Origin of the sequence: Fischerella sp. PCC 9605 (assembly GCF_000517105.1) — a bacterium.
Classification (GTDB): domain Bacteria; phylum Cyanobacteriota; class Cyanobacteriia; order Cyanobacteriales; family Nostocaceae; genus PCC9605.
Genome location: NZ_KI912154.1, coordinates 98802 through 121644 on the forward strand (window position 1 = coordinate 98802; position 22843 = coordinate 121644).

Consider the following 22843-nt stretch of genomic DNA (forward strand, 5'->3'; position numbering starts at 1 on the left):
TTGACCATGCAACAATACTCAAGCTTACCAGAGCAGAACTCACAATTAGATGCTACACAAACTGTTTTGACAACAATTCAGCAACTTAAGGCTGAGTTGTGGCTGGAACGCAGCTTGAGTCGGTTGCAAAATCGCCTCAATGATTGCCTGGTTTGTTTGACTAGTAATCAACAAACAGTGACAAGTGAAGCAGACATTTTTAAAATAGTGGTCAACGAACTCAACAGTGCTTTAAATAATAGTAGGGTGGCGATCGCCCTTGTAGAACCACAGCAAACAGTTAGCAAAGTTTGTTTTATTTCTAGTTCACCATCTCGACGTTCACCATCACCACTGCTAAAAGCAATAGTGAAGAAAGGGAAAAAACTTCGTTTGAGATTACAAGAAGAAATAGACATCGAAGATTTACAGTTTCTTGAGAAACAAGATCCCCCGAATGCTTGGCAGTTAACCGATCGTGCAGGCGGTATTATCGGCTGGTTAATTATTGCTAGAACACCCATTGAGTCTAGTTGTGAATTATTTAAAGATGTATGCACTCAAATCACATCACAATTGTTAGCACGCGCTGCCCAACAATGTTCTGCAACCATAACACAATTGCGGAGAATACAATCTTTACAGCAGCATTGTCAAAATTTAGAAAACTTTAATCAAGAACTAGAACGCACTAATCAACTCAAAAACCAGTTTTTGGCAAACACTAGTCACGAAATCCGTACACCACTCAGTTCAATTATCGGTTTTACCCACTTGCTTTTAGCTCAAGGCTACGAGCCATCTAGAGAACGTCACCAAGAGTATTTAAACATTATTCAATCTAGTGGTAAGCATTTGTTGGCTTTGATTAATGATATTTTGGATCTCTCCAAAATCGAAGCCAATCAACTAGAGATGCAATGGGAAAAAGTAGATTTGCAAACTCTGTGTCGCAATGTTTTGATATTGGTAAAAGAGAAAGCAGCTAATAAGGGTTTGAAACTGGTACTTGAAATAGACTCTAATGTCACTACCTTAATTGCCGATTCCTTGCGACTCAAGCAAATGTTATTGAATTTGCTGTTTAACGCCCTCAAATTTACAAATACTGGAATCATTGGCTTACAAGTTAAATCCAATGATTCCTGGATACATTTTACAGTTTGGGATACTGGTACTGGTATCTCCAAAGAACACCAGACAGAACTTTTTCAACCTTATTTCCAAATTGCTAACGCCGTAGTTAGTCGAGATGAAGGCACAGGTTTGGGGTTAGCGGTGACTCGAAAACTTGCAGAACTTCATGGTGGTCGGGTAGAAGTGGAATCAGAACTAAATTCTGGTTCGCGTTTTACAATCATACTTCCGCTGAGACAAGCAGAAGAGGGCGAGGTGGGGAGAACCGGAGAGGGGGAGGTGGGGAGATGGGGAGATAGAGAAGTGGCTAACTCCCAATCACCAATTACCCATTACCAATTACCCATTACCAATTACCCATCACCAAATATTTTGTTAGTGGAAGACGATTTACCTAATGCTCAGTTGATGCAAACTTATCTTGAGAAGTTGGGATATCAAGTTAATTTGGTCAAAAATGCTGCCGAAATGTGGAAATTATTAAACAAGCAAAAGCCAGCAGTGATTTTATTGGATGTTCAACTACCAGATGAGAACGGTTTGGCACTCGTAAAGAAATTACGAGAACATAAATATTATCGGACTATTCCAATTATTGTCCAAACAGCAATGGCAATGAAAGGCGATCGCGAAACTTGTCTAGCAGCAGGAGTGAATGACTATATTGCTAAACCGATAGATTTGCCACTGTTAGGAACTTTGGTATCAAAATACTGCAAAGCATCTATTTAGGGAATGGGGAGATGGGGTGATGGGGAGAGTGGGGGAGTGGGGGAGTGAGAGAATAACCACCAACCAACAACCAACAACCAACAACCAATAACTAAAATGTAATTTGTAGGGTGCTGTACGTTTTTGGCTAGATGTAGAAATGATGCTGACAGAGAAACTTGAGCAACTAAAAGCCATATTTGCAGAAATGGAGCAGGCATTGATTGCTTACTCCGGTGGTGTTGATAGTACTTTAGTTGCTAAAATTGCCTATGATGTTTTGGGCGATCGCGCTTTAGCGGTGACAGCTGTTTCACCGAGTCTGTTACCAGAAGAATTAGAAGATGCCTCCCTGCAAGCAGCAACGATTGGGATTCCCCATAAAATCATCGAAACACATGAGATGGAAAATCCCAATTACACCTCCAACCCTGTCAACCGCTGTTATTTCTGTAAAAGTGAATTGCACGATACCCTCAAACCCTTAGCTGTAGAGATGGGTTATCCCTACGTAGTAGACGGAGTCAATGCTGATGATTTGCACGATTATCGCCCAGGAATTCAGGCGGCAAAAGAAAGAGGTGCGCGATCGCCATTAGCAGAAGTTGGTATCACTAAAGCAGAAGTCCGTCAACTGTCTCAACAACTCGGTTTATCTTGGTGGAATAAACCCGCCCAACCTTGTCTCAGTTCCCGTTTTCCCTACGGTGAAGAAATTACAGTTGCCAAGTTGCAGCGCGTAGGTAGAGCAGAAATTTACCTACGTAAATTGGGTTGGCAGAATTTGCGCGTACGTTCGGAAGGTGACACAGCCCGAATTGAATTGCCACCAGAACAAATTCAAAATTTTGTATTGAATACTGACATAAACTCAGTAGTTTCCACATTTCAAGAATTTGGTTTTATCTACGTAACCCTCGATTTAGAAGGATATCGTAGCGGCAAATTGAATCGGGTATTAAATCAAAAAACCTTAATTACCAATTAATTTATACAATAATTGCCGAGCAAAATTGCCCAACCATTTTAAAAGAGATGTTCCCCTGCGAAATTTTTGCACCAAAACTCTGCGCCCCTCTGCGTTTCAAACCATTACTCTTTTACGCAAAGCAGTCCTAAATCTTTTAGAACACAACCCACTAACTTTGTGTCAGAATTGGACATATGTTGTGCTCGGCATAACGACCTAACAATAAAAGCAATGATGGGAACGAGTAATCTCTAAGTCGGTGCAAGAGCGAGTCAGGGACGGTGTGAGCCTGATCATACGGTAGAGACGAAAATCCTCCCTGAGCTGCTCTCCGAAAAAAGCATTTCCAGGCGGACACACCAAATGCTTTGAGTAGACAGAGCCGCGCTCCGCGCGTTATAGCGGGTCGCTCTTCCCGGTTGGGAGTAGCGATAGAGTCTAGAGTCGTAAGGCTCTAGTGAAATTGGGTGGTACCGCGCTCACCTCAGCGTCCCAATGCAGAGGAATTATGAACCAGGATATGAATGCTGAACGTCCGGTTCGGATAGTCGCTCGTGAGTGCGGTCAACTATGTTTAGAGAAGTTCAACAAGCGGTTCGCTTTCCAGACTTAGAGCGAGAAATCATCGACTTTTGGAAAAAGCGCCATATTTTCCATAAGTCAGTAGACAAACAGGCTCCCAAAGGAAATTTTGTCTTCTATGAAGGCCCGCCAACTGCCAATGGCAAGCCGGGTGTGCATCATGTCATCTCCCGTGCTTACAAGGATCTGTTTCCCCGCTATAAAACCATGCAAGGGTACCGAGTCCAACGCAAAGGCGGATGGGATACGCATGGATTGCCCGTCGAGCTTGGTGTTGAAAAGAAGTTAGGCTTTACCAAAAAGTCTGACATTGAAGCTTTTGGTATCGCTAAATTCAATGAACTCTGCAAGCGATCGGTCTTTGAATACATCCAGGATTGGAATGCTCTAACTGAACGCATTGGCTACTGGCTCGACTTAGAAAATGCTTACATCACCTACTCCAACAGCTACATTGAATCCTGTTGGTGGTTGATGAAATCGCTGTGGGAACGCGGTCTTCTGTTTGAAGATTATCGCACCACCTGGCACTGTCCCCGCAACAATACCAGTCTCTCAGACCATGAAGTGGCGCAAGGGTATCGCGAGAATGTGGAAGATCCCTCCGTATACCCCAAATTCCCAGCCCACCTTACCCAACTGATAGAGCGCGACATTCTTGAATCTAGAGAACGTCCCGTATATATCTTGGCTTGGACTACGACACCGTGGACGCTCGCCGCGAATGTCGCCCTAGCGGTGAGAAGCGATGCAACCTATGGTCTATTTGAGGCTTCGGCTAGCGATCGCGAGCGGGATCGAAAAGACCTCTACATCCTAGCTTGCGATCGCGCTAACGATGTGTTCGGTGAAGGCAATTACCGGACACTGAAGACCTTTACTGGTGAAGCGTTGGTTGACCTAGGCTACGATCCCATCTTGCAAGGTCGCGTTCCAGAGGGGGAAGACCTTTCTAGGGGCTTCCGTGTGGTTATCGACGAGCAAGTCACCATTAGCGACGGGACAGGGGTTTTGCATATTGCGACCGCATATGGAGACCTTGAGCTAGGACGCAAGCACAACCTGCCAATGCTTTTCTCTGTTGATTTGTTGGGTAAGGTATATCCCGAAGTGAAGCCAGTCGATGCGCCTGAAAGTTCTTATACCGGAGTATTCTTTAAGGATGCCGATGAGCAAATTGCTCGGGATTTGCAAGAGTTGGGTTTGCTCTACCGAAAAACAACTATCCGACATACCTATCCCTTCAACTACCGCGATGGAACGCCGCTGATTAACTACGCCAAAAAAAGCTGGTACATCCGCACGACAGCAGTCAAAGACAAGCTGATTGAAAACAATAACAAAATCGCTTGGCATCCAGAATACATCCGGGATGGTCGATTCGGTAATTGGCTGTTGAACAACATTGATTGGGCACTCTCACGCGAACGGTATTGGGGCGCACCGTTACCCATCTGGGTTAGTGAAGATGAAAGCGAGTCTCTCTGTATTGGCAGTCTCAGAGAGTTAGAAGCGCTGGCGGGACGCGATCTGTCTGAGTTAGATTTGCATCGTCCTTACATCGACGAAATTACCTTTGAGAAGAACGGCAAGTGCTTCAAACGTGTTCCCTATACCATAGATGTCTGGTTTGAGTCAGGCGCAATGCCCTACGCACAGTGGCACTATCCCTTTGAGAATCAAAACATGCTGGCTGAAAGTTTCCCAGCAGACTATATTTGCGAGGCAATTGACCAGACGCGCGGTTGGTTTTACAGTCTGCACGCTTTGGCAACCCTACTCACAGATACTGGCAGTCTAGATCGAGAATCGGGTGCTTTGTCTCAGATCAAACAGGATTCTCCAGCCTTCAAAAACGCGATCGTACTCGAACACATTGTTGATGAAAAGGGCGAGAAGATGTCCAAGTCAAAGGGCAATGTAGTTGATCCTTGGACTGTATTAAATGCTCAAGGAGCAGACGCCCTACGCTGGTATCTCTATAGTTCTAGCCCTCCCGACAGTACCAAGCGCTTTTCGCAAGCATTGGTTGAAGACACCTTGCGCGACTTCTTGATGACACTTTGGAACACCTACAGTTTCCTAGTCCTCTACGCAAATCTTGACAAACCCGATTTGACTCGGGAAATTGCGGTGACAGAACGTCCTGCCATAGATCGCTGGTTAGTATCCAAAACCAATGCACTTGTGCGGGATGTCACAGACAAACTCGATGCCTACGATCCCACAACTGCTAGTCGAACGATCCGCGATTTTGTGGTGAACGACCTCTCAAACTGGTATGTGCGCCGCAATCGCCGCCGATTTTGGAAATCTACTAGCGATCGCGACAAACTCTCAGCATACAAGACCCTTTATGACTCCTTAGTGACAGTCGCTAAGCTAATGGCTCCAATGGCAACCTTTATCAGCGAACACATCTATCAAAACTTAGTGCTGAGTATCTTTCCGAACGAGCCAGAGTCAGTGCATTTAGCAAGCTGGCCTCAATGGGATGCTGCCTTGATTGACGAATCAGCAATGCGTGACATGAGTACGCTGATGCGAATTGTCGAGTTGGGACGTGCTACCCGCGCGATGGCTGGAGTGAAAACACGTCAACCCCTTCCGGAAATGTTAGTGCGGGTTCAGAGTGAGGCAGAACTTTTAGGATTGAAGTGCTTAGAAGACCAACTTAAAGAGGAACTCAACGTTAGATCGGTAACTTACCTAGATGTGACAGCAGATTTTGTAGATTACACCGTCAAACCCAATTTACCACTTCTGGGTAAGCGCCTTGGTAAAAAGTTACCCAAGTTGAGGAAAGCACTTGCAACCCTTGACACTCGTGAAATTGTCGATAACATCCGTGACGGGAAAGAAACTGCGATCGAACTGGATGGAGAACTCTATCACTTTGAACCGGAAGCATTTCTCATTGAAGCTCAAAGTCCAAAGAACTATGTAGCACTCGAAGAATACGGCTATTTAGTGGCGCTAAACACTCAACTCACAAAAGAATTGATTCAAGAAGGACTCGTTCGAGACGCCATCCGCCTACTACAAAATGCGCGGAAGCAGGCAGGTTTGGAAGTTTCCGAACGGATTGAATTGGGAGTGAAGACATCAGGAGATCTGTTAGAGTCCCTGAATGTACATCTCGAATTAGTGAAGAACGAAGTACTCGCTGTTGAGATTTACTTTGAAGAACTTGAGAACGCTTACTATCATCAGCAAATAGATGTCAATGGTACACCATTAATCATCAGCCTCAAGACTATAGAAATTATCTGACTCTTTGTGTCTTGGAGTCTTGGTGGTTCAAGATTTTTTTAACCACCAAGGCACAAAGACACCAAGTATTTTTTGGAAAGTGACTCTGTGAAGATTGGTTAGGTATCTTGTAAAACAGGTGCGATCGCTATAGGCGATTGTTAACAATACCTCATAAATTGAGAAAAGAACTGTTTGCAGAGGAAGTTCTCCATGAAGCGACGCTGGAAGTCACTATTCCTTGCCTTTAGTTGGGTAATGTTGGCATTAGGGACATCTATTGCGATTATCCTAACGCAGCCGATCGCACCCACTACTGCACAGGAACCCGCAGTTGCGATCGAAACTGATAAAAAACCCTCTTCACAACCAACTGAAACTACCAAGCCAGAGTCAGCAGCAGAACCCCCACCAACCCCTGAAGAAATCGCCCGTCAGCAAAAATTAATGGAAGCTGACAAGCTTTACTTGGCAGGAGATTACGCAGCTGCACAGAAAATATATCGCGAAGTCAAAAAACCATTTGCAAAAGTATCTGAGTTACCACAAATCAAACCTGCGATCGCAGATCCAGCCCAACTATCCCCAGGTGGTAAAGTATACTGGCGAGAGGCACAAGCAGGTATCATTAGTAAGCTCCAAACTAGAACTTTAGTTCCATTAGATCTGTTGGTTGAACAGTATCCAGAATTTATTCCTGGTCATATTAAATATGCTGAGATTCTGCAAAAATACGGTGATAATAAAAAAGCATTGAATGTTTTAGAGCGTGCTGCTACGCTTTATCCCAATCAGGCAGATTTAATCAAAGCAAAAGTTACAGCATTAGCAGACACTAAAAAATGGATGGAAGCATCCCTCGCCGCGCGGCAATTTGCGATTCTCAATCCTAACGATCCGCAAGCGACTGAGTTTAATAAACTGGCAGAAGAAAATCTCAAACGTTATAAATCTCATATCCGATCGGAAGTCAGAGGCAATACGATCGCTAATATTATCACTGGTGCTTTAGGATACGCGCTTACTGGTAGTCTTGTTGGCCCTTTTTCTGCCCTAGATTCCACCTTGATGCTGCTACAGGGTGAAAAAGCTGTGGGTGAGTCGGTAGCAAAACAGGCCAAAAAGCAACTGAAATTAGTTGAAGATCCGCAGGTTGTCGCATATGTCAATGAAATTGGACAGAAATTGGCGAAAGTCGGCGGAAGGGGTGAGTTTAAATACGAGTTTTTTGTGATTCCGGAAGAAAGCCTCAATGCCTTTGCGCTACCAGGGGGCAAAATCTTTGTCCATGCAGGGGCGATCGCTAAAACTAACTCCGAAGCAGAATTAGCTGGATTACTTGCTCATGAATTATCCCACGTATTGCTCTCCCACGGCTTTCAACTAGTTACGCAAGGGAACCTCATTGGTAATCTCACTCAGTATCTTCCCTTAGGTGGTACCCTCGGTCAATTATTTACATTTAGCTACAGCCGCGACATGGAACGTCAAGCAGATAATCTTGGTACACGCCTGATCGTGGCTAATGGTTACGCTGCCGATGGTTTGTATAACTTGATGATGACACTGGAAAAACAACAGAAATACTCTCCTCCCGCTTGGTTATCGTCTCACCCAGGTAGCGATGAACGAGTGGAATATCTGGAAGAATTAATTACGCGCAGCAATTACAATCGCTACGCCTATGAGGGAGTAACACGACACGCAGAAATACAAGCCAAGGCAAAACAGATTCTCAAAGAGGAAAAAGAACGGAAAGAAAAAAATACACGCGATCGCTGAATCAAAAATAATAAATCTTTCGTCACTAAAATTAGCAACTCCCAGACGCGCCATGGCGCGTCTCTACATCTCCCTCCCATGTGAGGATGATTTATGTCATCACGAACCCTAAAATTTCTTTTATTGAGCAGTCTCGGTTTATCCTTATTTGTGGGTAATTCCGCAGTTTTGGCACAAAATAGATCTGGTGATGTTGTCGTACCAACAGTACCAGATAACGGCACATCAAGCACAACCAGAAGCACAACCAGAACATCAACAACCACAAACGGTAGAACAACAAGCACAAACAATTCCTCAACAACAGTTACCAGTGCAACGCGGTTTGTTTGTGAGAATTACGACGGACAGTACACCGTGATGTACCAACCAGAAAGTCAACCAGGGCGGTACTTTCCTTGGGCAACTCCTAAGAGATTGGGTGGTGGTTGGGATGAATACAAACGCTGTGCAACAATTGCCCAGCGCTTGGAAACTTATCGTCCAGACGGCTTAATCGAACTCCGCACAGCCACAGAGAATGGATACAACACTCTCTGCGTGACTAGCGAGGCGAACCCGTCCTGTCGAATTGTACTGACAGTACCTCCTGGATACGACCCTTATAATGTACGCAATAGCGTTTTTCAAAATCTCATCGCCGCTGATAGTGGAGAGCAAACCATAGGCGTCAACACTTATACCAGTAGTAATAATGGTAGCGGAATCGAGCAGATATACAACATGGGTAGAACAATTTTGGGTGGTAGCAATAGCAATAATCGTACCACCAGCACATCTAAGAACCCAATCAACCTCAAACCTTTCCTAGATGCTAAAGATGGTGGCACTGGCAGCGAATTGAAGAAAGGCGTGGCAATTAGTCCTAAGTCTCAACCCCAGTCTAAGCCTGAATCTGCTACTCGTTTAAATCCCAATAAATTTCGCTAATAGTAGAGGCAGGTTTGAAAACCTGCCCCACTATGAGGGGTCTGACCCCCTAGCGTATTACTCAGCACTTTGCTTAAAATGATGCATCCGAATAACCGATAACACTAGCGCCAGGTTTTGCACCGTATTCACTGGCGCTTTTATTTTATCTACTCATTAAGCAAAAGTATAAACTAGAACCGTCAAAAATAATGAATTATCAATGATGAATTATGAAAAATTCATAATTCATCATTGATAATTCATAAATTTTCTCCTTTCATCTGTTTTGGGTAGTAAAGACAAACCACACAATCAAAACTGTGAAACCTAAGTAGCTCAACGTAGTTAGCCATTCCTGCCAGTTAGAAAAAATGTCGTTCATAAAGCCTTGCACTAGTGTGGGTTTAGCTTATTTTTGTGGCACTTCTTTGCCAAAGAGCGTGCGGTAGATTAATTGATAAATATCAGTATTATCCACAGTATTAGGTAGCAAAACTGCATTTAAGCCATGTGCTTTAGAAACAATAGACCCAGTAAAATCACCTAAACCAGCCCAGGCGATCGCAAAAGGAAAGCGTTTACCTTGTCGATCTGGCGCGGAAACAAAGGGCAAAGTTGCAGTTCCTTCCTTACCATCCCAAGGTGCGCCATTCTCACCTTTTTCCGGCAAAGGTTTATCTAACGGAAAATCTGCCTCTGTCACTCCCACTACTTCCAACCCTCCCGCATCGCTATCTGCGGCTGTCACCATTAGAATATTTGGGTTTTTCTCAATAAATTTCATCGCCACACCCACAGCATCGTCTGCGTGTTTAACTGCTTCAATACAACCAGCAGCATGATTAAAATTGCAGAAGTTATCGCTACCTTCTTCTTCCAAAACGATAAAGAAACCATTTGAATTCTGCGAGACAATTTTTAACGTTGCTTCTAGCATCTCGGCAACTGTTGGTGCAGTGGGAACGTACAAGGGCAAATTCTGCTTTTTCAATTCCTCTTCCGGTGCGTCGTTATAAGTGTCATCAGCAGCAAAAATGCCCAGCACTTTCTTAGTATTTGCTGGCAACTTCAGGAGTTCATCACGAGTATAAACTACGGTGTAACCTTTACTTTTAGCTTCTTCTATCAGATTTATACCATCTTGGCGTTGACTTTGTTCGGCGGTGGCGTGTCTTCCTGCTGTCCCTTTCGGAAGATACCACATCTCTCCACCCCCCATAATTACATCCACCCCAGACAGAACAATTTGCTTGGTGATTTCTGCAAATTGGCGGCGATTTCCTGCTTTGGCTACAAATGCCCCCGTTCCCGGTTCATGAATCATGCCAGAATTGATGATAGCCGTTCCTTTACGAGCCGCGATCGCTTCTTCCATAATCGTCTTTGATTGACCAGAAAATGCCACCACTGGTTGAAAAGATTCATCCAAACCAAAGGAATCTGCATTCACCTTCACTCCCGTAGCATGAGTCACCGCACCAGCGTTAGAAGTGGCGGTGAGTTGGTTTTTCATATGTCCCAAGTAAACAGCAAGGTTCGACATCTTATCCCAGTTGAGTCTACCATCGGGGCCAAGGTAGAGCATCCGCGCCGCACCCCAGTGGGATGCACTTGTACCATCGGGATGAATAAATATGACATTACCTTGGCGTGAGTTGGTGTTACCCGGGTTTTGTGAGGTACAGGCTAGTATAGCTACTAGGACAGTAACCGCGATAACAATAACTTTAGTATTAAATTTCTTGAGCATTTTTGGATTTAACACAAAGATAATGGTCAATTTTCCATGTCTACAATTAAAGAAAAGTTAAGAAAAAACGCTTGGGCTGGTGCGATCGCCCAACCCGCCCAAGAATTTCCTGCTACTCCCCTACCTGTTATCTCTGGGCAAATACCCCCCGGTTTACGCGGCACACTTTACCGCAATGGCCCCGCACGCTTAGAACGCGGTGGTATGCATATGGGACACTGGTTTGATGGAGATGGTGCGATTCTGGCAGTTCATTTTACTGATACAGGGGCTACAGGCGTTTATCGCTTCGTGCAAACCGCTGGTTACAAAGAAGAAGCAGCAGCCAATCAACTGCTGTACGGTAACTATGGCATGACTGCACCGGGGGCAATTTGGAATAAATGGTTTAAACCAGTCAAGAATGTTGCTAACACCAGCGTACTAGCACTCCCAGATAAACTCTTAGCACTGTGGGAAGGCGGTAAACCCTATGCCCTCGATTTGCAAAATCTGGAAACTTGGGGCGAAGATGATTTAGGAGGATTAACTGACGGCTTAGCTTATTCCGCGCACTACAAACGCGATCCGCAGACAGGAGAGATTTTTAACTTTGGCATTGCTCTCGGTTTCAGTCCCACCTTGTATATTTACAAAAGCGATACCACTGGCAAAATAGTACAAAAAGCAGCACATAAACTTGATGGCTTACCACTAGTGCATGATTTTGTCTTGGCAGGACAATATCTAGTATTTTGCATTCCTCCAGTGCGGCTGAATTTGCTTCCGGCTTTGACTGGGTTTAGTTCTTTCAGCGATGCTATGGCATGGCAACCCAGCAAGGGAACGCAAATTTTAGTCATTGACCGCCAAACCTTGAATTTGGTCAGCCGTGGGGAAACAGAACCTTGGTTTCAGTGGCATTTTGGCAACGGTTACGTCGATGCTAGCGGTACGGTAATTGTAGATATTGCCCGCTATGAAGACTTTCAAACAAACCAGTACCTCAAGGAAGTAGGGTTTGGTGAAACTCACACTGCTGCTAAGAGTACGCTATCACGAATACATATAAATCCTCAAACTGGTGAAGTCACAAACATTCAGCAAATACTAGACCGCCATTGTGAGTTTCCCAGCGTACCACCTCAAAACGTGGGACAAGCTTTTAGATACACTTATATGTCGAGTTTCCGGCAAGGGACAGATATTAGTCGAGAATTATTAAATGCGATCGCCTGCTACGACTACCAAACCGAAACTCTCACCGAAGCAGACTTGGGCGAAAACCGCTATGCTTCTGAACCAATTTATGCCCCAGATGCTGAAAACCCAGAAAAAGCTTGGGTGATAACAGTTGTGTACGATGGTAATTCCCATCGCAGTGAAGTTTGGGTATTTGACGCGCTTAGGTTAAACGAAGAACCTGTGTGTAAACTCGAATTACCTAGCGTGATTCCTCCTAGTTTCCACGGCACTTGGAAACCTGCTTGACACTCGTTCTCGAATTTTAGTCAGTAGAGTGCGATCTGAGTTGAGTTATTTTTACCTTTGTGTCTTTGTGTCTTGGTGGTGAAAAAATCTTTTTTAAACCACAAAGACACTAAGACACCAAGAAGAACAATACTTTGCCCATCAAACTGGATGAAAGTAGAAGGCAGCCCCTAGGATAGCGTAGGTTGCTAGCAGCAGCATTCCTTCCAGCCAGTTAGAACGACCATCCAAACTAATCAGGTTGGCAATGACCACGGCGATGATGACTGCTATCACCTCAAACATGTTAAAGTTCAAATCCATTGGTTGTCCAATCACCTGCCCTACTAGCACTAGGATGGGTGCAACCAGCAAGGCAACCAGTAGACTTGACCCCATTGCCACAGAGACAGACAAATCCATATTGTTTTTGATCGCCACTCGGACGGCGGTGACGTATTCGGCTGCACCACCAACCAGTGGTAACAAAATTACCCCGGTAAACAGAGGTGTGAGTCCTAATCCCTTGGTTGCTTCTTCGACCGCACCAACAAAAATCTCGGACACAAACGCTATACCAATCGTTGCTACAAGCAAGATGCCAATCCAAAACCATAAGTTTGGTTTTCCGTGTTCACCTTGTTCTCCTGCTTCGTCCTGAGAAACATTACCTTCTAGTTCGACAACACTGACATCGTAGAGATAACTGTGAGTCTTCAATGAAAACAGCAGCGTAAAAGCGTAGACTGCGATCAGAACGATCGCCACAAAAATCGACAGCTTGTTAATCGCGCTTTGCTCGACTACATTAGATGTGGTGATCACCGTGGCAGGTAGCACAATCGCAATTACTGCCAGTGTCATCGTCGAACCATTTACTCGGGCAACCATCGGCTGAAAATCCTGCTCTTTGTAACGCAATCCTCCCAGCAGCATGGATAGCCCCATCACTAGTAGCAGATTAGCGATAATTGACCCGGTGATGCTGGCTTTGACGATGTCCACTAAGCCTTCTTTCAAAGCTACTAGGGCAATGATCAACTCGGTGGCATTACCGAAGACTGCGTTTAACAAACCTCCAATGGCGGGCCCCAAAACCACGGCAATTTCCTCAGTCGCCGTGCTTAGCCAGATTGCTAGGGGAACGATCGCGATCGCCGAAAGTACAAATACTGTCAATGCTCCCCACTCCAGTTTCTCTGCTGCAATGGCGATCGGGATGAAGACTAGCAAACCTATTGAAATCAGGTTTTTAGGTTGTATTTTAGCTATGGTTGCCATAGGTGTATAGGCCTAATGTTGTCTGTCTGGCAGATATTACAGTACAGACGACACTTTACAATATCTCTGGGACAAACAGCACTATCCGCAGTAGGCTCTATACCATTAGCAACCCATAATTAATAGTTGTGCAAAAGGTTGGGTTTAGATTCCTCAACCCAACCTTCTATGACTATTATTTATCTACGTCTATTTTTTGATAATTTCTAAAGAACCGCTGTTTGACGAGCCTAATTGAGCATAGCTTAAGGGCAGATTTGCAATCAGGTTTGTGCCATCCAAAGTGACGCTACCCGAAACCTGTGCATCACGCCAAGCACCGACACCACGATATTTGTATATGTAGCCTGGCCCTTGGTTGTGGCTGTGGTAATTACCGCGATAAGTGTCACCCGTACCCGTCCATGTCAATGCCACATTCACGGTTTTGTTAGTTCCTGATAAGTAATCGTAAACTGTAAATGTGTCATTCAAACTCGCTGAACTCAACGAGTTGTTGATGGTGAAATTTGGGTTTGTAATAGAGCCATAACCATACGACCCCTCTCCAGTGCAGTAGTTATAGTTTGAATAAGAAACGAAAGCCTCTTTCTGCGAAGTTGGAGCGCCAGGTTGGCTCTTAGTGATGTTGCTATAAGCAGAAACATAAACAGAGGTTTCATTGCAACCGTCATATTGGGAAAAGTTAGCAGAAGCACTTTCTCCCTTGACTTGGTATTTAGTGGTGGTGGCGGCTAGTGCGGGAACACTCAGGCTGAGTACAGCAAAAGCGGCTCCAATCATTGCTGTTTTCATGGTTTTTTCCTTGGGTGTTATTTCAACCATTTGTTTTAATTGAGCAGAGTATAAACTCTACACTAAGCTGTTAATATAAAGCTAGTAAGTTATGTTACAAAAACACCAGTAAGATCAACCGAAATATGCGGTTGAGAAAAAACCAACTTCAGCGCTTATCCCGCAGACACTCGCAGTCAAGCTTTTCTCTAGATAGTCTACAAAGTAATACGGTTTAGTTAAGGGTGATTGGTGCAATAGTTTAGTCTGTATAAACGCACGGAATTAGCGATCGCCCCGACCCAATTCAGTAGCTCGACTTCAAAAAATGTAAAAATTAGGGTGTGTTAGCGCCAGCGTAACGCACCCTTGTATATTATTTGTAGTGGTTTATAAAGACGTACTTTCCGTGACAAACTATATAGAAATACTTAATTATTTATTTATATAAATATTTGTATAATTATTTTAATTAGTTTATGTAAATTAGCTGAATTTATTTTTAAAAGTTTATAAGCACGATGTTACCATCTGACCTACTGCATCATCGCCAAAATGGAGAGGAAATCATCCCCAAAAGACTGAAGCTTGATGAAAAGCATTTGGGATTAGCACATGAATTAATTAGTTCTTTTCAAGAGACAGTAGGAAAGACTCAAGGAGCGCTGGAACGTCAGTTATTAGAATTGGAAGGTGACACTCCCGATTATAAAATCAAGCGAGGTTTAGCCTATCTTCTCAAAAGTAGTTTTTGCACATTTGAGGTGGTTAGTCCACTCGAACCCCAAATGTTAAGAGAAAGGGTGTTTGCTTTGGCGGCAAAATCTGTTCCTAGTCCAGAATTAACACAAGTTACATTGAGCAAAATTGCTGATGAATTAACTCAAGAACTAGAGCATGAAGTTTTACCAGAGCAAGTTCGTGATGGATTATATGCTGATTTATCAGAAAATAAAATATTGATTGCTTTTGATGCACCAAAACCGGAAGAATTATTACATCGATACAATTTATCTCAAGTTCAGGGAGTTTTTTATAAAGCCAGTCAACTAGTTTTGAATGCTCATCGCAATGTACCGGGAGAATATAAGCTGTTGTTTCGCTATCTCAAATTATTTCAATTGATGGCGTATATTGAAGGCGATGCCGACCACGGATTTACAATTACGATTGATGGGCCGACGAGTTTATTTAATCCGAGTACGCGGTATGGTTTGGCGATCGCTAAACTTATCCCTGCCTTACTTCACGTTACCAAATGGAGTCTTTCAGCGACACTACAAGTTCGTGATTTTTATACAGAGACTTGGAAAAGTGGACGTTTCACACTTAATTCGGAATGCGGTTTGGTAACTCACTACCCACCAGGTAAGCCTTACGATAGCATGTTGGAAGCATCATTTGCTGATAAATGGGATGCACTCAAAACTGACTGGGTGTTAGAACGAGAAGTTGATTTAATTCCCATCCCCGGTAGCGTGATGATTCCTGATTTTCGCTTAGTCCACCCTGATGGACGCAGTTTTTTATTAGAAATCATCGGTTATTGGCGACCAGAATATTTACAAAAAAAGTTTGCCCAAGTGCGACGTGCTCAATGTCATAATTTGATTTTGGCAATTTCTGAACGTTTGAATTTAGATAAAGCGGGTGTCAAATTAAACGATGTTCCTGCAAGAATTGTTTGGTTTAAAGATAAATTGTTGCCGAAATCCGTGTTAGCAGTTATGGAATAATTAGCTCGTATGTCACAATTATCGGTAATTCGATTCTGCTAAGATCATATTTTCGGGGCGGATGGCGCTAGCTTCACTACACTCAGAGTGATCGCCCCTAATTTTTGGGGAATCTTACCTAACCATGAAAGGCTGGGGTTCTGCGTCAGGTACAAATTCCGAAAACTTGAGAATTGAGTATGCTGCTAACAGATTTGCGAACGATTTACGAACGTGACCCCGCAGCCCGTAATTGGCTGGAGGTCGTGTTTTGCTATCCCGGACTTCAAGCCTTACTATTCCATCGCATCGCCCACTGGCTTTATCAAAGGAAGATTCCGTTTATACCTCGCTTCATTTCCCAAATAAGTAGGTTTTTTACTGGCATTGAAATTCACCCAGGAGCAAAGATTGGGCGAGGTGTATTCATCGACCACGGTATGGGAGTGGTGATTGGTGAGACAGCAATAGTAGGTGATTATGCTCTGATTTATCAAGGTGTCACCCTCGGCGGAACCGGAAAAGAAAGCGGCAAACGCCATCCTACTTTAGGCAATAATGTAGTTGTGGGAGCAGGTGCGAAGGTATTGGGCAATATTCACATTGGAAATAATGTCCGCATAGGCGCAGGTTCGGTAGTGCTGCGCGATGTACCTAGCGATACTACCGTAGTCGGAATTCCCGGACGCATCACTCGTCAGGATAAAGTAAAAGGAGATGTTTTGGCTCACAATCAACTGCGAGATGTAGAAGCTGAGGCAATTCGAGCTTTATTTGAACGTCTGAAGGAACTAGAAGAACAAGTCTCTCAGTTAGAAGGTAATTTACATCTGTCTGTCAACCGAGTTAGCAAAGGAACTAGATGCAATGGGGATTCGGTAATTGAAGATTTCCTAGATGGATCTGGAATTTAGGTAGATCGACACGAATAAAGTTAACTCGTGAGGGTTGTCATTTGTCATTTGTCATTCGTCATTGGGTAGGGGCAAAGCATTTGTACTAGTACATTCAGTTTTGATGTCAAGATATATATACAAATGCTTTGCCTTTATAGATATTTTTACTTAGTACAAGAGCATTGCACACACAACAGGATGATGTCGCCCAAGTGCTGTCATTCCTAAAATAAGTAGGACGAGCAACATCAGCATTATGTCGTCCAAATTGCGATCGCGTTTAAACAATCGAACCTGGATTGGAGTCGCTTTATCTTTCTATGCTTTTATTGCAATTGGCATCGCTGAGGGAGGTTTGGGTGTTTTAATCCCCTCGATTCAGGCAACATTCAATCTGACTTCTGCAACCATTACCTTACTTTTTCTCAGCCAAGTTTCTGGCTATGTATTTGCTGCACTGACTAGCAGTCTGATCGGTAGCCGGATTGGGTTGGCGCGAATGTTATTGCTGGCGTCTTTTTGCCTCACTTGCGCCCTCATTACTTACGCTCTTTCTCCCTACTGGTTATTAATGGTTGCAGCAGGTACATTCCTCGGTTTGGGAATAGGCTTGATTGATGCTGGTATTAATACTTACATTGCCAACCATCAAGGTAATGCCGACTTAATGGGTTTACTGCACGCTTTTTACGGCATTGGTGCATTGCTAGGGCCTGCTGTTGCTACAACCCTGCTAACAATGAACGTAAATTGGCGAGGTGTTTATTTGGCGATCGCTACCATTGTTGGTTTGACAGTGCTGGGGATGCTCTGGGCAGTTGTGTATAACTACAGACCACTTACCAAGCGGACTAGTATTATGGACACAAGTGCTACAGCAAACCTACGTATAGCCTTGAGAACACCTGCAGTATTGATCGCAGGATTGTTATTGCTAGTGTACGTAGGGGTAGAGGCTTCAGTCGGTAATTGGGCTTACAGCGTCCAGACACTGAGTCGAGGGACGCCGGAAATACTTGCAGGTTACAGCGTCAGCGCCTATTGGCTGGGACTAACTTTGGGACGTTTAGCTACGGGGCGTGTGGTCAAGTATCTCGGTGCCATCCGTACTTTAGATAGTGCTTTGCTGTTACTAGGGGTAGGTTTAATCGCTTGGTGGTTGCTACCCAGGCAATTACTGAGTTTACCAATAATTGGCTTTGCTTTAGCTCCCATTTTCCCACTAACAATTTGGTTAATGCCGCAACGCATACCTACTGCAATTGTGCCAGCGGGAATTGGTTTTATGACCAGCGTTGCTAGTTTGGGGGCTGCGGGAATTCCCGCCGGGGTTGGTGCTGTTGCTGCCCGTGCTGGTTTGGGAATTATTCCAGTTTTGATGATTCCTTTAGTAGCGATCATGGTGGTTTTGCACCGTTGGTTGGTAGAGCGATCGCCGCCACTAAACAGGAGTTGACAAAACTTTTCTAGAAGTCGCCATCCTTCACATAAGGATAACACCACAGAGTCACTTGCAGGACTACCGACTTAAACCAGGCTTGATACATCTTATCTACCTCGTCAGGACTGTGACCTTTCTTGGCAAGGAAGGGCTTAATTGTCGCTGTCATTGGGTAGATGAAGGCGACCAGGTAGCGGAAATTAATGATTGGCACAGATTGAACTTGATCGGTTTGGTTCTTCTTTGTTCGATGATGACGCAAACCGATCTCAAACTGATAATTTAGCCAATCTTGATCGTATGGACGGTTGCAGGTATCCAGAATCCACTGCTCAAAACGCTTGCGAACAGCAGCTAAATATTCAGTGTTGGGATGGCGCTGACCATTGACACTAGTGAAGTAATAGAGCAGATGCTCATGAGAGCCTACAAAGTTATACCACACATCCAATATGTCACTGGTTTGGTCGGCCAAAACTTCACCTGCCTGACGCAGATACTTTTCATCCTCCTCAGTAAATAGAACTGTTTGTTTGAGGAGTTGCAGATCCTCCATGCTGATAGGAGCAGTAGCAACAGCTGGGGTCTTGAAAGTATATCCAGGGATACTCTCTTGTTGCGTGCTGTGCATTGTCATGACCTCCATGAACAGTTGATTGAGTTAAAATTAAGCAGAAACGAAGTACAACATTGCACCAATTCGTAACGAAATTAAATTTAGAAAAACTCTGCGCCCCTCTGCGTTTAAAAAATTACGCAAAGCTTGTTAAGCTTAGCTCACAAGCGGACTGTTCCATCAGGCATTGTTACCCAACTCAGGTCTACGTGATTCATCTTGACTTGACCCAGCTTTGCCTCAGCTAAGTCTGCACCGCGCAAGATTGCTGAATCCAGATCTACATCTGTGAGAATTGCCCGGCGCAGGTATGCTCCACTCAGGTTTGCACCATCCAAGCGTGCCCAACTTAGATCTGCCTCAGTTAAGTTTGCCTTAGTCAGTTCTGCCTGTTCCAAGTTTGCCCCGCGCAGACCAGTCAAAATCAATTTCGCTTCAATTAAATTTGCTTTGTGCAAATTTACTCCAGTTAGATTCGCTCCACTCAAATTTACCCGACTGAGGTTTGCTTCACTCAAGTTGGCACCCTCCAGATTTGCCCGACTTAAGTCTGCCCCTGTGAGGTTTGCTTTAGTCAGTTCTACAAACTCCAGATTTGCTCCGCGCAAGTCTGCCAGAATCAGTTTTGTCTCAATCAGAGTTGCCCTATTAAGGTTTGCCTCGGTTAGATTTGTCTCACTCAAGTTTGCTTTGCTCAGCTTTGCTCCCCTTAAGTTTGCTCGACTTAAGTTTCCCCCACTAATATTCGCTTCATCCAGATTTGCCCTACTCAGGTCAGCCTGACACAAAATCGCTTTCTTTAAAGCAGCTCTCCACAAAATAACCCCATTTAGATCTGCATTGGTTAGGTTTGCCTCATATAAGTCTGCCCCAATCAAATGCGCTCCATTTAGACGTGTTCCATTTAGGTTAGCTTGCTTCAGAACTACTCCATTTAGATCTGCCCCGACTAGGTTTGTTCCACTTAGGTCTACTTCACACAAGATTGCCTTTTTCAGAACTATCCCACTTAGATCTACTTCCCGCAGGTATGCTCCACTTAGATCTGCGGTATGAAAATCTCTTTCTCCTACTGCATAACGCCTCAGGAGATCTTCGGCGTTCATATGATTTGCCTCTCAACGTTACCTCTGGGCTTGTAGACTTCCACCCCAGATCGGCTATTTCCTACCCTAGCTCACAGCTTTCCGGCACGCCCACCTGCACTTGTTCATTGACTACTCGCACAGGATAGGTACGTAGGGGGGAAACCTGCTCACGTAGTTTGGGGAGAGCATTTAGCGGGTAGATACGTTTGGGGTAGAGATTTTCCCCTGTACGGATATCATACTGAAAATGATGCCAAGGGCAATCCACTACTCCTTGCCAGACCTTACCTCCCGCTAGTGGCAAGTTCTGGTGTCCGCACAGACCCTGTAAGGCGTAGAACTCTCCTTGGTCATTCACAAGCAGAATCAAGCATGACCCCACCTCTACCATCAGTGTATGTCCTGGTGGAAGCTCCTCAACCCTTGCCACTGTTACATAGCACACAACTTCTTACTCCAACATAACTGCTTCCTCATGCCAAGTGTCTTTCTGAGAGGAAGAGGACAAGGAGAGGGGGAAATGGGGGCTATGAGGAAGTGGGAGAAGAGCGGTGACGTGGAGAGTGTTTGAGCTAAATTCTCCGTGTCCCTGTGTCTCCGTGTTATCTTGTCTCCTTGTCCAAACTTTGTTTGTACGAATGTTAGCTACATGGTATCACTTGCCGTTATGTCCGTTAGGCACTACCAAGAAGCGGGAGGTGTAGGGTGATTCACCTGGCGCAGACCGACGGAAGTGCCCAGAGGGGCCTTCACCTAGAAACTCGCTAAACCAAGCTTCGTGCTCTATCTCTTCATTCAGGATAGCTAGGGACAGTTCATAGGTACGATGGTCTTTGCCGAAGGTCATGTTGCAGATGTCGGTATAAACCCGGATCGCACAGCGCTCAGCTTCTACCAATACCTGTAGCATTGGTCTAATATCACCTTGTTCGACTCCCTGCTTAACCTCTGAGACTGCTTCCTTTGCCTCCTCAGTTCCGCCACCGGTAAAGCCAACTCGCGCAGAGGAAGTTTCACTGCCACGACCACGTTCTGGCAGGTAAGCATCAGGACAAGCAGCTACATTAGAGAAGTCACGGATATCTCGCGGCAACTCGCCCCCTAACTCGTAGATACGCGGAACTAAAGCCTCGAAGTGATTGCGGTCTTCTAGTCGAGCATCCTCAATAATTTCCTTCAATCCCTCACCTTCAAAGCCAATAGCATTGGCTCGCAGGATTGTGTAATAGTAGTACGTTGTAAACTCTGCTGCTGCTGCCCGGACTAGCTTTTCCACGAGTTCCTTCACATCTATCCCGGCCTGCTCCACCATCTGCATTGCAACTTTAGCCATGGTGGACCTCCTTATTTTTTCAAAGTCCGTTTTTAAACGAAATTAATTAAACTGCTGACGCGGTGAATATCATTTCCGTAACCCCTCTCCACACACTGTTGTCCTCAGAGTGGCAAACTCCAGGTTACATAGAAAAACTATATGCTCTGGTTGTGCAACATCAGGTAAATCACTTTCTCCAAAATGTCGCCTACTTCAATTTTGTAAGAATCAAGTGCAAAGTATCATCAGTGTTTATAATTATTCATAGTCGATATGAGTATGGCTTTAATTTCAATCTGTTACATTACAACATAAACTCATACCAGATACGCATTGTGGGCTGATTTTGTGTAACATATAACTATCCCTGGAAAATTACTCTAGGAGCTTAATCCTATGGCTCCTCAACCTAAATCATACGAGGATGCTCTAGAGTTTTGCCGTGAACGGGGAATGCGCTTAAGCAAGCAACGCCAGTTCATCCTTAAACTACTGTGGGATACTAATGAGCATCTAACTGCGGGCACTATTTACCATCGCCTGCGTCAACAAGGCAAGAAAATTGGTTATACATCGGTTTATCAAAATTTAGATATATTGGTCAAGGCTGGGGCAATTGAGCGCATTGAAAAGGCAGAAGGTTGTCTTTACAGCCATCCCACCCTTTGCCACTCCCATGTGCACTGTGTGGATACTGGACAAGTCATTGATGTGATGGTAACGCTTCCTCAAGAGGTTATTGCTGCTGTAGAAGCGCAGGTTGGTCTTAAGGTCAGCGACTATCGGATTGAATTTTTTGCACATAAGCCCCAAAAAAGTATTTAAATACTAGTGGTCTATCGCATTAATTTTGCTGGGTTCTGTCTTCTACGAGTTGAAATATAAGCAATTTAATAATAGATACAGCCACAGGCTGAATAATTCTCTAGTATACGTACCCCTGTGGTTTAGTACAGAGAATTAACAAAATTTAACCCTCGAAGCTGCAAGGTTCATCTGAATCTAAATTCAAAAATGTACTAATTGTATAAGTTTTGCGGCTGAGTTTACATTTCAGTTGTTTAACCTCCTGTTCTCGTTTATTTACGTCTGATTGCAGCCATATGATTTCAGATTCTGATTTTTCTAGTTCCTTCTGTAATTGTTCTACCTGACTACTTAGTCTCCGGTATTCCTCTGCTTTTGGGACGAAT

Annotated in this window: 18 protein-coding genes and 1 other annotated feature; of the genes, 10 read left to right on the plus strand and 8 right to left on the minus strand. The window is 44.3% G+C overall.

Translation table 11 applies throughout. The annotated features are described in order from the left end of the window. Window positions 1-6: 6 nt before the first annotated feature. From hrmK to FIS9605_RS0134505, 5 genes are all read left to right on the plus strand, one after another. Window positions 7-1848, plus strand: a complete 1842-nt coding sequence (gene hrmK, locus FIS9605_RS0134485; protein WP_026736538.1) for a hybrid histidine kinase/response regulator HrmK — start codon at window positions 7-9, stop codon at window positions 1846-1848. A 139-nt stretch (window positions 1849-1987) separates the two neighbouring features. Continuing rightward, the gene (gene larE / locus FIS9605_RS0134490) at window positions 1988-2815 is read left to right on the plus strand and encodes an ATP-dependent sacrificial sulfur transferase LarE (RefSeq protein ID WP_026736539.1); all 828 of its coding nucleotides are present in this window, start codon (window positions 1988-1990) and stop codon (window positions 2813-2815) included. Between the two features lie 204 nt (window positions 2816-3019). Continuing rightward, window positions 3020-3295, plus strand: a binding site (T-box leader). A gap of 72 nt (window positions 3296-3367) precedes the next feature. Further along, window positions 3368-6652 carry an isoleucine--tRNA ligase gene (gene ileS / locus FIS9605_RS0134495; protein ID WP_026736540.1) on the plus strand — a complete coding sequence of 1095 codons (3285 nt, stop codon included), beginning with the start codon at window positions 3368-3370 and terminating at the stop codon, window positions 6650-6652. A gap of 192 nt (window positions 6653-6844) precedes the next feature. Then, the gene (locus FIS9605_RS0134500; protein ID WP_026736541.1) at window positions 6845-8413 is read left to right on the plus strand and encodes a M48 family metallopeptidase; all 1569 of its coding nucleotides are present in this window, start codon (window positions 6845-6847) and stop codon (window positions 8411-8413) included. Window positions 8414-8506: 93 nt separating this feature from the next. Next, complete coding sequence (locus FIS9605_RS0134505; RefSeq protein WP_026736542.1) at window positions 8507-9343, plus strand: COP23 domain-containing protein; 837 nt, start codon at window positions 8507-8509, stop codon at window positions 9341-9343. 391 nt (window positions 9344-9734) lie between these two features. Here FIS9605_RS0134505 and FIS9605_RS0134510 read toward each other — a convergent pair whose 3' ends face one another. Then, window positions 9735-11075, minus strand: coding sequence for an alkaline phosphatase (locus tag FIS9605_RS0134510; RefSeq protein ID WP_026736543.1), 1341 nt, complete (start codon window positions 11073-11075; stop codon window positions 9735-9737). Between the two features lie 36 nt (window positions 11076-11111). Here FIS9605_RS0134510 and FIS9605_RS0134515 point away from each other — a divergent pair, with 36 nt between their 5' ends. Beyond that, window positions 11112-12545 carry a carotenoid oxygenase family protein gene (locus tag FIS9605_RS0134515; protein ID WP_026736544.1) on the plus strand — a complete coding sequence of 478 codons (1434 nt, stop codon included), beginning with the start codon at window positions 11112-11114 and terminating at the stop codon, window positions 12543-12545. A 141-nt stretch (window positions 12546-12686) separates the two neighbouring features. Here FIS9605_RS0134515 and cax read toward each other — a convergent pair whose 3' ends face one another. Beyond that, window positions 12687-13805, minus strand: coding sequence for a calcium/proton exchanger (gene cax / locus FIS9605_RS0134520; RefSeq protein WP_026736545.1), 1119 nt, complete (start codon window positions 13803-13805; stop codon window positions 12687-12689). A 189-nt stretch (window positions 13806-13994) separates the two neighbouring features. After that, window positions 13995-14600 (minus strand): hypothetical protein, encoded by a 606-nt coding sequence (locus tag FIS9605_RS0134525; RefSeq protein WP_026736546.1) that lies wholly within the window; start codon window positions 14598-14600, stop codon window positions 13995-13997. A gap of 500 nt (window positions 14601-15100) precedes the next feature. On the opposite strand from FIS9605_RS0134525, the gene FIS9605_RS0134530 reads away from it, so the two are divergent. From FIS9605_RS0134530 to FIS9605_RS0134540, 3 genes are all read left to right on the plus strand, one after another. Next, complete coding sequence (locus FIS9605_RS0134530; protein WP_026736547.1) at window positions 15101-16315, plus strand: DUF790 family protein; 1215 nt, start codon at window positions 15101-15103, stop codon at window positions 16313-16315. 179 nt (window positions 16316-16494) lie between these two features. Then, window positions 16495-17208 (plus strand): serine O-acetyltransferase, encoded by a 714-nt coding sequence (gene cysE, locus FIS9605_RS0134535; protein WP_026736548.1) that lies wholly within the window; start codon window positions 16495-16497, stop codon window positions 17206-17208. 238 nt (window positions 17209-17446) lie between these two features. Next, window positions 17447-18646, plus strand: a complete 1200-nt coding sequence (locus tag FIS9605_RS0134540; protein ID WP_026736549.1) for an MFS transporter — start codon at window positions 17447-17449, stop codon at window positions 18644-18646. Window positions 18647-18656: 10 nt separating this feature from the next. Here FIS9605_RS0134540 and FIS9605_RS0134545 read toward each other — a convergent pair whose 3' ends face one another. The 4 genes from FIS9605_RS0134545 to FIS9605_RS0134560 form a co-directional block, all read right to left on the minus strand. Further along, window positions 18657-19262 (minus strand): protoglobin domain-containing protein, encoded by a 606-nt coding sequence (locus tag FIS9605_RS0134545; protein WP_026736550.1) that lies wholly within the window; start codon window positions 19260-19262, stop codon window positions 18657-18659. A gap of 146 nt (window positions 19263-19408) precedes the next feature. Next, a complete protein-coding gene (locus FIS9605_RS0134550; protein WP_026736551.1) occupies window positions 19409-20353 on the minus strand; it encodes a pentapeptide repeat-containing protein in 945 nt (314 codons plus the stop codon). A gap of 61 nt (window positions 20354-20414) precedes the next feature. Beyond that, window positions 20415-20780, minus strand: a complete 366-nt coding sequence (locus FIS9605_RS0134555; protein ID WP_026736552.1) for a Rieske (2Fe-2S) protein — start codon at window positions 20778-20780, stop codon at window positions 20415-20417. Window positions 20781-20990: 210 nt separating this feature from the next. Then, the gene (locus FIS9605_RS0134560; protein ID WP_026736553.1) at window positions 20991-21668 is read right to left on the minus strand and encodes a Dps family protein; all 678 of its coding nucleotides are present in this window, start codon (window positions 21666-21668) and stop codon (window positions 20991-20993) included. Window positions 21669-22046: 378 nt separating this feature from the next. Here FIS9605_RS0134560 and FIS9605_RS0134565 point away from each other — a divergent pair, with 378 nt between their 5' ends. Beyond that, window positions 22047-22475, plus strand: coding sequence for a Fur family transcriptional regulator (locus FIS9605_RS0134565; protein WP_026736554.1), 429 nt, complete (start codon window positions 22047-22049; stop codon window positions 22473-22475). 145 nt (window positions 22476-22620) lie between these two features. Here the strand turns inward: FIS9605_RS0134565 and FIS9605_RS45900 are convergent. Then, on the minus strand, window positions 22621-22843 hold a 223-nt coding region (locus FIS9605_RS45900), incomplete at its 5' end, for a hypothetical protein (protein ID WP_231510597.1).